Annotated in this window: 13 protein-coding genes; 7 read left to right on the top strand and 6 right to left on the bottom strand. The window is 69.5% G+C overall.

Annotated features, from left to right (window positions below; translation table 11 throughout):
* Window positions 1–43 precede the first annotated feature (43 nt).
* Window positions 44–874 (top strand): enoyl-ACP reductase FabI, encoded by an 831-nt coding sequence (fabI, locus tag MKK84_RS14905; protein WP_243920920.1) that lies wholly within the window; start codon window positions 44–46, stop codon window positions 872–874.
* 105 nt (window positions 875–979) lie between these two features.
* On the opposite strand, the gene MKK84_RS14900 is transcribed toward fabI, so the two are convergent.
* Window positions 980–1,231: a hypothetical protein gene (locus tag MKK84_RS14900; protein WP_243920918.1), complete on the bottom strand. Its 252-nt coding sequence runs from the start codon at window positions 1,229–1,231 to the stop codon at window positions 980–982.
* Window positions 1,232–1,371: 140 nt separating this feature from the next.
* Here MKK84_RS14900 and MKK84_RS14895 point away from each other — a divergent pair, with 140 nt between their 5' ends.
* Window positions 1,372–1,611, top strand: coding sequence for a hypothetical protein (locus tag MKK84_RS14895; protein WP_243920916.1), 240 nt, complete (start codon window positions 1,372–1,374; stop codon window positions 1,609–1,611).
* Between the two features lie 47 nt (window positions 1,612–1,658).
* Entirely contained in the window at window positions 1,659–3,185 is a 1,527-nt protein-coding gene (locus MKK84_RS14890) for a DUF6880 family protein (RefSeq protein WP_243920914.1), read from the top strand.
* 21 nt (window positions 3,186–3,206) lie between these two features.
* Here the strand turns inward: MKK84_RS14890 and MKK84_RS14885 are convergent, their stop codons facing one another.
* Together MKK84_RS14885 and MKK84_RS14880 are read right to left on the bottom strand one after the other, a co-directional pair.
* A complete protein-coding gene (locus tag MKK84_RS14885) occupies window positions 3,207–3,569 on the bottom strand; it encodes a DUF427 domain-containing protein (RefSeq protein ID WP_243920912.1) in 363 nt (120 codons plus the stop codon).
* Complete coding sequence (locus MKK84_RS14880; protein ID WP_243920910.1) at window positions 3,566–4,456, bottom strand: methyltransferase domain-containing protein; 891 nt, start codon at window positions 4,454–4,456, stop codon at window positions 3,566–3,568. The genes MKK84_RS14885 and MKK84_RS14880 overlap by 4 nt, the downstream gene beginning before the upstream one ends.
* A gap of 168 nt (window positions 4,457–4,624) precedes the next feature.
* Between MKK84_RS14880 and MKK84_RS14875 the strand changes: the two genes are divergently transcribed.
* Window positions 4,625–4,864, top strand: coding sequence for a hypothetical protein (locus tag MKK84_RS14875; RefSeq protein ID WP_243920908.1), 240 nt, complete (start codon window positions 4,625–4,627; stop codon window positions 4,862–4,864).
* A gap of 27 nt (window positions 4,865–4,891) precedes the next feature.
* Window positions 4,892–5,653 carry a ComF family protein gene (locus MKK84_RS14870; protein WP_243920906.1) on the top strand — a complete coding sequence of 254 codons (762 nt, stop codon included), beginning with the start codon at window positions 4,892–4,894 and terminating at the stop codon, window positions 5,651–5,653.
* Between the two features lie 29 nt (window positions 5,654–5,682).
* On the opposite strand, the gene MKK84_RS14865 is transcribed toward MKK84_RS14870, so the two are convergent.
* On the bottom strand, window positions 5,683–6,276 hold the full coding sequence (locus tag MKK84_RS14865) for a GNAT family N-acetyltransferase (protein ID WP_243920904.1): 594 nt from the start codon (window positions 6,274–6,276) through the stop codon (window positions 5,683–5,685).
* Between the two features lie 303 nt (window positions 6,277–6,579).
* On the opposite strand from MKK84_RS14865, the gene zapE reads away from it, so the two are divergent.
* On the top strand, window positions 6,580–7,812 hold the full coding sequence (gene zapE / locus MKK84_RS14860) for a cell division protein ZapE (protein WP_243920902.1): 1,233 nt from the start codon (window positions 6,580–6,582) through the stop codon (window positions 7,810–7,812).
* The gene (locus MKK84_RS14855; RefSeq protein ID WP_243920900.1) at window positions 7,809–10,769 is read left to right on the top strand and encodes a response regulator; all 2,961 of its coding nucleotides are present in this window, start codon (window positions 7,809–7,811) and stop codon (window positions 10,767–10,769) included. Before zapE ends, MKK84_RS14855 begins: the two co-directional genes overlap by 4 nt.
* 11 nt (window positions 10,770–10,780) lie before the next feature.
* Here the strand turns inward: MKK84_RS14855 and ubiB are convergent, their stop codons facing one another.
* Window positions 10,781–12,343: a 2-polyprenylphenol 6-hydroxylase gene (gene ubiB / locus MKK84_RS14850; RefSeq protein ID WP_243921343.1), complete on the bottom strand. Its 1,563-nt coding sequence runs from the start codon at window positions 12,341–12,343 to the stop codon at window positions 10,781–10,783.
* 166 nt (window positions 12,344–12,509) lie between these two features.
* Window positions 12,510–13,295 (bottom strand): bifunctional demethylmenaquinone methyltransferase/2-methoxy-6-polyprenyl-1,4-benzoquinol methylase UbiE, encoded by a 786-nt coding sequence (ubiE, locus tag MKK84_RS14845; protein WP_243920898.1) that lies wholly within the window; start codon window positions 13,293–13,295, stop codon window positions 12,510–12,512.
* Window positions 13,296–13,388: the final 93 nt, after the last annotated feature.

Genomic DNA, 13,388 nt, shown 5'->3' with positions numbered 1-13,388 from the left:
TCCGTCTCCGGGGTCGGTGCGCTCGTTCGGGACATGTGTCGGCATGACAGGATTGATGGCGGGCAAGCGCGGCCTGATCATGGGCGTCGCCAACGATCACTCGATCGCCTGGGGTATCGCCAAGGCTTTGCACGCTGAGGGAGCCCGGCTCGCCTTCACGTATCAGGGCGAGGCCTTGGGCCGACGTGTTACCCCGCTCGCTGCACAGCTCAGTTCGGATGTCGTCCTGCCCTGCGACGTTGAGGATCTCGCCTCGGTCGACGCCACGTTCGAGGCGCTCGACGCGCGGTTCGGCGGAGAACTCGACTTCGTGGTCCACGCCATCGGTTTCTCCGACAAGGCGCAGCTCAAGGGCCGCTACGTCGACGTCACCACGCGCGAGAATTTCGCGCGCACGCTGACGATCTCGTGCTTCTCCTTCACGGAAATCGCCCAGCGCGCCGCCAAGCGGATGAAACAGGGTGGCTCCCTGCTGACGCTTACCTACGGTGGCTCGACGCGGGTCATGCCGAACTACAACGTGATGGGTGTCGCGAAGGCGGCCCTCGAAGCTTCGGTCCGCTATCTGGCCAGCGACCTCGGGCCCGACGGGATCCGGGTGAACGCCCTGTCGGCCGGTCCGATGCGCACGCTGGCGGGCGCCGGGATCGCCGATGCCCGACTGATGTTCAACCATCAGCGCGCCCACGCCCCGCTGCGTCGTACGGTCAGCATGGAGGATGTCGGCGGCTCGGCGCTCTACCTGCTGTCGCCGCTCTCCGGTGGCGTGACCGGCGAGGTCCACTTCGTGGATGCCGGCTACAACATCATCTCGATGCCGCGCCCGGACGTGCTTCAGGCGCAGGACGCCGCCGGCGTCATGGGCGACGGCTAGGGCCGTGCCCGATCGCGTTGCCATCGAGTACGGCTCTAAGTCTTTGTTTTGACGCGCTCTCTTGCGCCGAACCGGCGTCCACTTCGGCGGCGAGTGCTCTGAACTTCATTCCTCGGGGACGCGGCCCGGGGGCAGCGGCGCAGCCTGAGTCCCGCGCTCGGCGCGACCGGGCCGCCTTTGGCGTTCGGCCCGGACCTCGTCCGCCGTCGGCGGGGCCGACGGGTAATTCGAGGCAAAGGGGTTGGGCGGCGCCCCCCGCGATGAGCCGCCGAACAGCTTGTCGAAAAACCCCTCCTCGGCGCTGGCCGGCCGCGCGGCCAGGAGAAGGGTGAGGGCGAGGATCGTTCGAAACTGCATCGTCATCTTGGCCCAACCGGGATCGCACCGCCCTAGCGCCACTTTCCGGCGGATCGGAGGCCGGTGCCGGGCACGCGCTGGAACCGTGGCGCGTCCGGTGGGTTCGCGCTCAACGATCATGGACGCGTACAGGAGGCGTGATGTCTGAGGTTACCTATCGCATCGTCGAGCACGACGGTGGCTTCGCCTATAAGGTCGGCGACGTGTTCTCCGAGACCTTCCCGAGCCGGGATGAGGCACTCCAGGCAGCCCAGGCCGCGGCGGCCGAGCAGCAGGTGCCAGGTTCGACCGAGGGGATCCGCTATCAGGATCAGGCCGGCGGCTGGCACGACGAGACCGCCCAGGGCAGCGACCGGCCGCGCGCCAAGGTCGTCGAGTAGAGCCGCGCGGCGGCCATGCGGATCCGTGCGCATCGACAGGAGTGGTCGTGGCGCGAACGCGAGCGGTGAAGCCGGAGGCGCTTTCCAAGGCGCCTTCCAAGGTGCCTGCGAAGACACCCCTGCCGAAGGGCGCGCGGCGTACCACGCCGTCGACCGAGACCCTGGCGGCGCTGGGCCCCGACCGCCTGATCGGCCTCATCCTGGGCGAGACGGCGCGCAATCCCGGCTTCAAGAAGCTGGTCAGCGCGGCGCTCGCTTCGCTCCAGGGGCCGGAGGCCGTTGCCGCGATCGTGGACCGGCGGCTGACGGCGCTCGAAGGTGCCCAAAGCTACATCGATTGGCAGAAGCGCCGGGCCTTCGCGGCCGATCTCAGCGCCGTCGTCACGGTTATCGTGAACGAGCTGCGGCCCCTCGATCCCGGCGCCGCCCTCGACCGGCTCCGCCGGTTCCTCGAAGCCGCCGACCTCGTGCTCGACCGGGTGGACGACGGCAACGGTGCGATTCAGGGCATCTTCGAGCGCGCCTCCGCGGCCTACGTCGAGATCGCGGGCGCGTTGCCCCCCGAAGCCGCGGCGCGCGTCGCACTGGGCCTCGTGCGCCCGTTCACCGACGATCCGTTCGGGCCGCTCGGCGCCCTCCTGGGGGAGACCGTGTCGGTCCTGCCGGTGGACGCCCTTGCGGAGATCGACGCGGGACTGGCCGAAGCCATCGCGCGTCCCGATACCGGCCAAGGGCGGAAGCGCGCAGCCGCATACCGGCTGGACAACAAGACGGAGATCCTGCGCCTGCGCCAGACCATCGCCGACCGCCGCGGTGATGCCGACGCCTACGTGGCGATCGAGAGCCAGATCGCGCCCGGGTCCGAGAACCGGACCGAGATCGCCAAACGTCTGCTCGGCGCGGGCCGCGCGCAGGAAGCGCTCGACTGGATTCGGCGCAAGCCGGAACCCAACGCACGCCGCGCGACCACACGGGCAGACCTGATCGCGAGCTTCGACCCGCGGGTGCCCGAGCGCGAGCGGCTGGTGGTCGAGATCGAGATCCTCGACGCCCTCGGCCGGATGGCGGAGGCGCAGGATCTGCGGTGGGGCCGGTTCGAACGAGAAATCGACGCCCCCATGCTGCGCGGCTTCCTCGCCAAGCTGCCCGATTTCGAGGACGAGGAGGCGCTGCACCGCGCGCTGGACCACGCCGGCGCCTTTCCGGATCAGCACCGGGCCCTCGCGTTCCTGACATCGTGGCCGGATCTACGACGCGCCGCCCGTCTGGTGACGGATCATCCGACGGTCTGGAACGGGGCCCTGCAGTACAACATCCTGGCGCCGGCCGCGGAAGTGCTAACCCAGGACCATCCCCTGGCCGCCACGATCCTCTACCGGCGCCTGATCGACGGGATCCTCGATTACGGCCGCAGCCCGGCCTACCCACACGCCGCGCGCTACCTTGCGGAGCTCGACGGCTTGGCGGCGAGGCTCGAGGCGGACGCGATCGAGCCGGATCCGGCGGGCTACCGTGCGAAGCTGAAACGCGACCACGGCCGCAAATACGGCTTCTGGAGCCTGGTCCGCATCTAGTCGCTCCGACCGTCGGGTCGATCAGTCCATGACTTCGATAACGTCGACCCGATCCGGATAGAACGCCACATGCTCGCGGATGGCCGCGACCGCGGGGTAGGGGGCCTCGTAGCTCCACACAGCATCGGGACGCCGTGTCCCGGCGACCGAGAGATCGAAGTAGCCAGCGTCGCCCTTGTAGGGGCAGTGGCTGGTGCGCGCCGACGGCACGAAGGCGTCTGCGAGCGTATCGCGGCGCGGAACGTAGAAGACCGGTGGATATCGGGCTTCCTCCAGCCGCAGGGCGGCGCGCGTATCCGCCACGATCGTGCCGGCTACGATGACGCGGACGCGGCGCGGCTCCGGGGTGACGGTGATCGGATGGTCGGGTCCGGGTATCTTCATGGTGATTCTGGTGCCTCCGGTTTCAACTCGATCGTTCCGAGAGCGTCGGCGAGGCGCGACTTGGCGCTGCCCGGCCGCAGCGGCTTCTGCTGGCTGGCATGCGGCACCCAGCCCGAAAGCCACAGCACCTCGAAGGTCGCCCGCACGCGCCCGTCCGGGTCCGCGAAGCGCGTCGCGTAGATCTCCGCGGCCCGCAGGAGGGTCGCCCGGCGCAGCGGAGTCCGCCGCCGCTCGGTGAGGATGTTGGTCATGCCCATGGCGCGCAGGTCGCGCATCAGGCTGAACGGATCGGCGTAGCGCACCGTCAGAGTATCGGTGTCGGCAACAGGAAGCGCGAAACCTGCCCGCTGCAGCAGGGCCCCCGCCTCGCGCACGGCCGCGAAGGGGGCGACCCGGGGGCTGATCCCGCCCTCGACCTCGCTCTCGGCTTGGCCGAAGCTCTGGCGCAGCTCCGTGAGGGTGGCGCCGCCCAGGAAACATCCGACGAACAGGCCGTCCGGCCGGAGGGCCCGGCGAAGCTGGATCAGGGTCCCGGGAAGATCGTTCACACCGTGGAGGGCGAGCAGCGAGACCGCGAGGTCGAGACTGTCGGGCGCGAGCGGCAGCAGCTCCGGATCGCCGACGATCCTGTTGCCACCCGGCTCGGGCAGCGACGCGAGCCGGATATGCTGCGCCTGCGGATACCGGCGCGCGAGGATCGGTCCGGCGGCTGGGATCGGGGTGGCGAGGTCCAGCACGGTCGCGAAGCTGCGCAACACGGCGCCCAGGCGGTCGTCCAGATCCTCGGTCAGGCGGTCGAGGAGGAAGCCGGCATAACCGCTCCGGACGGCGCGGCCGAGCCGCTGACGGGCGATGGGGGTATCGAACAGGGTGGCGGGCAGATCCATCCCGCGCAGATGGCGCTCACGACAGCCTCCCGCCAGCACCTGGGACGCATGATGCCGCCGGTACAGCACAGATTCGTGAGCTGCGGCCGAAGGGCGGAACGACCGGGGTGGCCTGCCGTTCCTGCTGCAGCTGGCCATAATGGCCGAGATTGACTGGGAGCAACCCTCATGAAGCGCACGCTCATCGCCGCCGTGGCCCTCGCCGCCCTCACCGCCGCGGGCGGCGCACAGGCGAAGGGCTGCATCAAGGGCGCAATCGTCGGCGGCATCGCCGGCCATTACGCTGGCCATCACGGCTTGGTCGGCGCTGCCGCCGGCTGCGCCATCGGTCGTCACCGCGCCAATTCCCAGGCCCGCCAGGACCAGCAGCAGATGGCCCCGCAGGCACGGCCCGTTTCGGCTCAGTAACACCAAGCTAATCGTTCCGGACGTGTCATGACGGCGATCCGGACGGTCGCTGCAGCCCTGCGCGGGATACCGCGCGGGGCTTTGTCGTTGATCTACCCGCCCGCATGCTCAGGATGCGGCGCGGCGACGGCCGATCCCGGTGCCCTCTGCCCAAGTTGCTGGTCGGGCCTGCGCCTGATCGAGGAGCCGGTCTGCCAGCGCTATGGAACGCCCTTCGCAGTGGATCTGGGGATCGGGCCGCTGCTCTCACCCCGCGCCATCGCCGAGCCGCCGGTCTTCGGCCGGTGCCGGGCCGTTGCCCTCTACGATTCGGTGGCGCGTCGCCTCGCGCATCGCCTGAAGTACGAGGATCGTCTCGATCTCGCGAAGGTGATGGCCCGGATGATGTCGGCCAGTGGTCGAGGCCTGATCGCGGAAGCCGAATGCCTTGTGCCGGTGCCGCTCCATCGGGCCCGCCTCTGGCGCCGCCGCTTCAATCAAGCGGCCCTGCTGGCCCAGGCGATCGCCGCCGATGCGGACCGTCCTTTTGTCCCGGCGGCCCTCGAACGTGCCCGGGCGACACGCTCCCAGGTCGGACTGAGCCGGGCGGCACGGGCCGAGAACCTGAGCGGCGCATTCCGGGTACCGCCCGCCGAAGCCCATCGGATCCGCGGGCGCAGGGTGCTGCTGGTCGATGACGTCACGACGACCGGCGCGACCGGCAATGCCGCAGCCCGTGCGCTCCTGCGCGGCGGGGCTGCCTCAGTGGATCTCCTGACCTTCGCGCTGGTGGGCGACACCATCGGATAGGCGCTGCGTTGCCGAAGCGCGCAGGCGCCTCAGGCTGTCGCGCCAATCCGGTTCGGGAAGCTGACTGCCAGGCTGAAGTCGAACGCCTCGGCGATGCCTTCATACCAGAGTGAAAATGGTGTCGGTCGCTCGAGATGGAGGGCCCCGTCGATCTCGCTGCCGGCATACTGGAGGGCCGCCCCGTGCTTCGCCGCGAGCCGCAGCATCGGGCCGTTCCCGGACAGGCAGCGCACGTGCAGGTCGACGACGCCGCGGTGGCGCGCCGCGCGGGCGATCCGCGCGAACAGATCGGCACCGAGGCCGCGGCGGCGGAACGCCAGCTCGACGGCGAATGCCGCTTCCGCCCGGGGGCCCAGCACGTAGCGGGACGGGCACGGCGCCATCGGCCGGAGCTCACCGAGTCCGCGAAGCACGCCCTCCACAAAGGCGCCGTACATCATTCCGTCGGCTTTGACGGCTTGCTCCGCGTAGGCGCGGACGCCGGCCTCGCTGACGTTGCCCATGAAGCGGCTGGCCCGGGTCTCGGGATCCAGGCGGAGGAAGTAGTCGAGAACCGCATTCCGGTCCGCCGGCCATAGGCGCCGGACGGTGCGGACCGGTTCGTCACGCGCTAAAGTGGCCATGATGGGCCTCCGGTCTAAGCGCTCGCGCGCGGATATCCGGACGTCCCTCCCGAGAACCGCGGTTGATGTCGCATTCGGAGCTTCATTGTGCAATGCGGCAGACTGCCGGACCGCACATGTGCGCGGCTGCCATGCGCTGGCTTGCGAAAGGCTTGCAATCCCGGCGCTTGCGCTCTCCGGACGCGCATCGCGGGCTTGATTCAGGTTGGGCTTCCCCGGCACAGGGGAGGCCCGGTCTGTCGCCGTCCACGCGGGCACGGGGCGCCTGATCGGCGAAGCGGCGGGCTGCGAGGGACCAGCGGCGTGAACGACAGATCCGGCCTGCACATCACGCCGTCGCCGGAGGCGCGCGCCGGAGCCGTTTCACCGGGGCCGGTGCACGAGCGCTACGAAGCCCTCGTCACCACGGGTGCCATCGAGCGGGATCCGGCGCAGGCCCGGCTCGTCCGCGCCCTCGACCGGCTGGTCCAGGACCTCCAGCGCCGCAAGCGCGCCAGCAAGTCGAGCGCGCTGGGCTGGTTGTTCCGGCGAAAGGACGAGGCCGAGACGCCCCGCGGGCTCTACATCTGGGGCTCGGTCGGGCGCGGCAAGACCATGCTGATGGATCTGTTCCACGAGGCGGCACCGGAGCCGAAGCGCCGGGTCCATTTCCACGGCTTCATGGCCGACGCGCACGAGCGGATCCACGCGCATCGCCAAGCCGTGAAAGCCGGCACCGCCAAGGGTGACGACCCGATCGGGCCGGTGGCCGATCAGCTCGCCGACGAGGCCACGCTCCTGTGCTTCGACGAGTTCACCGTCACCGACATCGCCGACGCGATGATGCTGGGCCGGCTGTTCGGTCACCTGTTCCGGCGTGGTGTGACGGTGGTGGCGACCTCAAACGTCGAGCCGGACCGGCTCTACGAAGGCGGTCTCAACCGGGCGCTGTTCCTGCCCTTCATCGCGACGCTGAAGGAGCGCGTGGAGGTGCTACGCCTCGATTCACGCACCGATTTCCGCCTGGAAAAGCTCGGCGGGGCGGCCGTGTACCACGTCCCGGCCGGGGCCGAGGCCCACGCGGCCCTCGACGCCGCCTTCAAGGGCCTGACCGGAAAGGCGAAGGGCCAGCCGGCAACCGTGGCGGTCCATGGGCGGGAGGTTGCGATCCCCGAGGCGGCGGGCGGCGTGGCGCGCTTCGGCTTCGACGATCTCTGCCGCCAGCCCCTCGGCGCGTCCGACTACATGGCGTTGGCCCGCGCCTTTCACACGATCATCCTCGACGGGATCCCGGTGATGGCCGAGGCGGAGCGCAACGAGGCCAAGCGCTTCATCACGCTCATCGACACGCTCTATGACCGGCACGTGAAGCTCGTGGCTTCGGCGGCGGCCGAGGCGCAGGATCTCTACACCGCCGAAACCGGTCGGGAGGCCTTCGAATTCGACCGGACCGTCTCCCGCCTGATCGAGATGCGCTCGCGGGAATACCTCGCCCTGCCGCACGGCAAGCCCGATTCTGAAGCGTCCGGCGCGAGCACGGGACTGGTCGAGACATGAGCGCGCGTCCGAGAGTTGGTTCGATCTTCCGCCTGCGGCGGCGCAACTGGCGCGGCGCCGGTCCGCTGGGGGCGCTCCTCGGCTCGCCCGCGGCCTTCATCCTCCTCCTGGTCGCCATCGCGGCCGGGACGGCGAACTACCTGGCCGGAGAAGCCGACCGGACAGCGACGGCGCGGACCAACGCCGTCATCGCCGATGTCGAGCGCCTGATCTCCGAGGTGAAGGATCTCGAGACTTCCGAGCGCGGATACGTGCTGGTCGGCAGCGACGAGTACCTGACGCCCTACACAGCGGCTCTTCCCAAGATCGAGGCAGAGCTGTCCACCCTCGGCGCGGCTGCGCAGGAGCCGGTTCGGGCCGGGGGCCCGTCTCTGGCGGGCCTGATCGCTCAGAAGCGGGACTTCGCCGCGCGGGTGATCGCGGCACGGCGCGACCAGGGCTTCGACGCGGCCACCGATCTCGTCCGGACCGGCGAGGGCAAACGCCAGATGGACGCGATCCGCATGGAGGCCGCCGCCCGGCAGGCGGTGGCGGCCGAAACGCTCGCCGACCTTCAGATCCGCACGAAACGCCGCGGGCTGATCCTGTTCCTGCTGTCTGGCGCGGCCGCGCTCGGTGCGATCGGGTTGCTCGCGCGCCTCGCGCTGGTGCGGCGCCAGGAATCGCTGCGCATGTCGCGGCTCCTCGACGGCGTGCTGGCGAATGCGCCCGTGGGACTCGGCTTCCTCGACCGCGACCTTCAGATTCGCCACATGAACCGGGCGCTGGCCACGATGAGCGAGCGCGGATTCGGGGCCGATCTCGGTGCTCCGATCTGGGCGATGCTGCCGACGCTGCGAGAGGAGCTGGCGCCGAAGCTGGCCGCCGCGCTCAAGGACGGGCTGGTCTCGCCCGATGTTCCGGTCGCGGTGCCGACGCCTTCTGCGCCGGGCGGCCTGCGCCAGTTCTCAATGAGCTTCTATCCGCTGCGCGGTGCACAGGCCACCGCCGGGCCGGAGAGCCAGGATGTCGAGGGGGTCGGCCTCGTCGTGGTCGACGAAACCATCCGCTACCTCGCGGAGACCCGGCTGCGCCGGAGCGAGGAGCGCTTCCGCTCCCTGATTGAGGCCAGCGCCGCGATCGTCTGGACAGCCAATCCGGAGGGGAGCCTGCAGCGTCGCCAAACGGCCTGGATCAACTTCACCGGGCAGGACGAAGCTGCCTATGCCGGCCTCGGCTTCCTCGACGCCGTCCATCCCGAGGATCGGGAGCACACCCGGGCGGCCTGGGGGGAGGCGGTGGCGACCCGCAACCTCTATGTGACGGAACACAGGATCCGCACAGCCTCGGGTGCCTACCGGCACATGAGCGTGCGCGCCGTCCCGATCGTGGAGTCGGACGGCACCCTGCGCGAGTGGGTCGGCACGCATACCGACATCACCGAGCGCAAGGAGGCCGAAGCCGCGATCGAGGCGGCGCGCGCGGCCGCCGAGGCGGCCAACACGGCCAAGAGCCAGTTCCTGGCCAATATGAGCCACGAGCTGCGCACCCCGCTCTCCGCCGTGATCGGCTATTCCGAGATGGTGCAGGAGGAGCTCGAAGATCTCGGCGAGGCCGGGCTGATCTCCGACATGAAGAAGATCGAGTCCAACGCACGGCACCTCCTCGGCCTGATCAACGACGTGCTCGACATCTCGAAGATCGAGGCCGACCGGGTCGAGATCTTCGCGGAGGAGTTCGACGTGGCCACGGTGGTGCGCGAGGTTGCCACGACCGTGGACGGCCTGATCGGCAAGAAGGGCAACACCCTCGATCTCGATCTGGCCGACGACCTGGGCAAGGCGCATACCGACGTCACCAAGCTGCGCCAGTGCCTGATCAACCTGCTCAGCAACGCCGCGAAATTCACCGAGAACGGCCGCATCACTTTGGCGGTCGCCCGGGACGGCGATACGCTGCGTTTCGCCGTCGCCGATACCGGCATCGGCATGAATGCCGAGCAGGTGGGCAAGCTGTTCGAGCGCTTCATCCAGGCCGACGCCTCGACCACGCGCCGGTTCGGCGGCACCGGTCTGGGCCTCGCCATCACGCGGGCCTTCGCCGAGATGCTCGGCGGCGCGATCACGGTGGAGAGCCGCGAGGGTACGGGCACCACCTTCACGCTGACCCTGCCGCTGCAGGCTCCGGATGCGCAGATGGCGGCCCCGAACGACGTTGCCAGCGTAGTCGCCGATCGCAACACCATCCTGGTGATCGACGACGATGCGGCGACGCGCGACCTCCTTGCCCGATTCCTCGAGCGCGAAGGGTTCTCGGTGATGATCGCCGAGGACGGGCGGCGCGGGCTCGAACTCGCCCGCAGCCTGCGTCCGCGGGCAGTGCTCCTCGACGTGACCATGCCGCAGATGGACGGATGGGACGTGCTGCGGGCGCTGCGGGCCGACCCGGAGATCGGGTCGACGCCAATCGTGATGGTGACGATCCTGGACGAGCAGAATTTCGCGTTCTCGCTCGGCGCGACCGACTACATCCAGAAGCCGATCGACTGGGGCAACCTCCGCCAGATCGTCGACCGGTTCCGGCCCGCGGGGGGCGAGGGCCCGATCCTCGTCGTGGAGGACGAGGCCGATGTCCGCGCGCATATCTGCGCCTACTTGCAGCGCGAAGGCTTTCCCGTGCGTGAGGCCGAGAATGGTGTCCACGCGCTGGACCGGATGGCGGGGGAGCGGCCCGGGCTGATCCTCCTCGATCTGATGATGCCGGAGATGGACGGCTTCACCTTCCTGCGCCAGCTGCGGGAGCGCCCGGAGTGGCGCGACGTTCCGGTGGTGGTGCTCACCGCCAAGGACATCACCGCGGAGGACCGGCGCCGCTTGGCAGGCCGGGCGGATCGGGTCCTGGCCAAGGGGACGACTGGGCTCGATGAACTGGTGAACGCCCTGCGCGGGTTGATGCCGTCGCAGGCCGACGCGGCTTGAGCGTTGCCCCGTCAAAGACCCCGGAAGGCCATCACCAGCGCTCCGATGGCGATGCCCCAGAGTGCCAGGGTCGACCAGACCGCTCGCTGACGCTCATCCCGGGCGAACCCTTCCAGCCTGCGCGCATCGCCCGTGCCGGCCTCGTCCAGGCGGACCAGCACGCGCTTCAGCCGCATCGCGAGATCGGGAATGTCGCTCACGACATCCGAGACCACGCGCAGCGCCTCGAGGCCGCTCTGGGCGCGCCCGACCGGCCCCATGTTGCGGGCGATCCAGGCGCGCACCACCGGCTCGGCCGTGGTCCACATGTCCAGCTTCGGATCCAGCGAGCGGGCGACGCCTTCGACCACCACCATGGTCTTCTGGAGCATCACCAGCTCGGTGCGGGTGCTCATGTCGAACAGGGCGGTGATGTCGAACAGCAGCGTCAGCACCTTGGCCATCGAGATCTCGTCGGCCCGGCGCTGGTGGATCGGCTCCCCAATCGCCCGGATGGCCTGCGCGAAATCCTCGACGGAATGGTGGGACGGCACGTAGCCGGCCTCGAAATGCACCTTCGCGACCCGGCGATAGTCGCGCAGGATGAAGCCGAGCAGGATCTCGGCCAGGAACCGGCGCTCGTTGTGCCCGAGCCGGCCCATGATGCCGAAATCGACCGCCACGAGCCGGCCTTCGGCATCGACGAGCAGGTTGCCCTGGTGCATATCGGCGTGGAAGAACCCGTCGCGGATCGCCTGCCGGAGGAAGCTCTGGATCACGGTCCGGCCGATCGCCTGCGGATCATGTCCCTGGGCGGCAAGTTCGGCGGCACTGTGAAGGCGCGTCCCGTCGATCCATTCCGCCGACAACACCTCGCGGGCGGTCAGCTCCCATTCGGGCTTCGGGACGCGGAAATCGGTGTCGTCCTTCGTGTTCTGCGCCAGCTCCGAGGCCGCCGCCGCCTCCAGGCGGAAATCCATCTCCATCATCACGGAGCGGGCCAGGATCTCGACCACCTCCCGCGGGCGCAGGCGTTCGGCCTGCGGGGAGAGGGCGTGAACCACCCGGGCCATGAAGCGCATGACCTCGAGATCGCGATTGAACCGCTCGCGCACACCGGGCCGCATGACCTTCACGGCCAGCGCCCGCTGGGTGCCGTCAGAATCCTGCACGATCGCCTTGTGGACCTGTGCGATTGAGGCGGCCGCGATCGGCTCGCTGAAGGATACGAACAGCTGGCTGACCGGCTTGCCTAGCGCCGCCTCGACCACACGCAGGGCGATCTCCTGCGGGAAGGGTGGGACCCGGTCCTGCAGTTTCTCAAGGTCGAAGGCCGCGCGCATGCCGACGATGTCGGGCCGCGTCGCCAGGAACTGGCCGAACTTCACGTAGGACGGGCCCAGCCGGGTCAGCGCCGCCGACAACCCGACCGCGCCATCACTCCGGCCGGGCTTCTCAAGGGAACGGCCAAGCCGCAGGGCGAGGCGCAGGTGGGGCGGCAGCTCCGCGGGATCGGCGAAGGCCAGCGCCCCCTCGCGGGCCAGCACGAAGCCGACCCGGGCGCCGCGGAACAGATTGATGGCGGCGCTGATCATCGAGAGGCCACCCCAAGACCGTTCCATGCAGAGGCACTCTCCTCCCCCTTGTGGGGAGGAGCCGGAGGTGGGGGTGGTGCAGGATGGGATGCTGCGGCGCCTACTGTGCCACCCCCACCCCTGACCCCTCCCCACAAGGGGGAGGGGAAACCGCTGTCGGCCAAAATCAGGAGACCTTCCAGCCCGAATGGATGGCCACGATCCCGCCCGTGAGCGCCCGGTCGGTGACGTGGCGGAACCCGGCGCGCTCGATCATGCCGGCGAAGGCGCCGCGCGTCGGGAACTTCCGGATCGACTCGACGAGGTAGCGATACGAATCGGCATCCCCCGCGACCCGGGCGCCGATCCGTGGAATCACGTTGAACGAGTAGGCGTCGTAGATCCGGTCGAGCAGCGGGATATCGACAGCGGAGAATTCCAGGCACAGGAAGCGCCCGCCGGGCTTCAGAACCCGCCGTGCCTCCGCGAGCGCGGTCTCGATCCGTGGTACGTTCCGGATGCCGAAGGCGATCGTATACGCATCGAAGGCCGCGTCCGGCAGCGGCAGGGTTTCGGCATTGCCGGTCACGAAGGCGATCCGGTCGCCGGCCTCGTCGACCTTGCGCTCCCGCGCCCGCTCGGCGCCGACCCGCAGCATCGATTCGTTGATGTCGAGCACCGTCACTCGCGTGCGCGGGCCGCCGGCGGCGAGCACCCGGAACGCCACATCCCCGGTCCCGCCGGCCACGTCGAGATGGGCGAAGGCGCGATTCTGCGGCGGACGCAGCATCGAAACGAGCTGCGCCTTCCAGGCCCGGTGCAGGCCCGCCGACATCAGGTCGTTCATGATGTCGTAGCGGCGGGCCACCGAGTGGAAGACGCTGTCGACGCGCTCCTGCTTCTCGTCGAGCGCCACGCGCTCGAAGCCGAAATCCGCGCTCGCGCGCTCGGATGCCCCGTCTTCGACCGTCATGACGCTCCCATTCCTCAATCGCCGGGTCTTAGCGAAGGTCAGCCCCAACCGCCATGCGTCGAAACACGCGGCTGGGGATGGGCGCCCCGAAGA

The sequence above is a fragment of the Methylobacterium sp. E-065 genome, from assembly GCF_022829605.1.
Classification (GTDB): domain Bacteria; phylum Pseudomonadota; class Alphaproteobacteria; order Rhizobiales; family Beijerinckiaceae; genus Methylobacterium.
The sequence above is the reverse complement of the archived record's forward strand: the minus strand, read 5'-3'. Positions and strand labels throughout refer to the sequence as shown.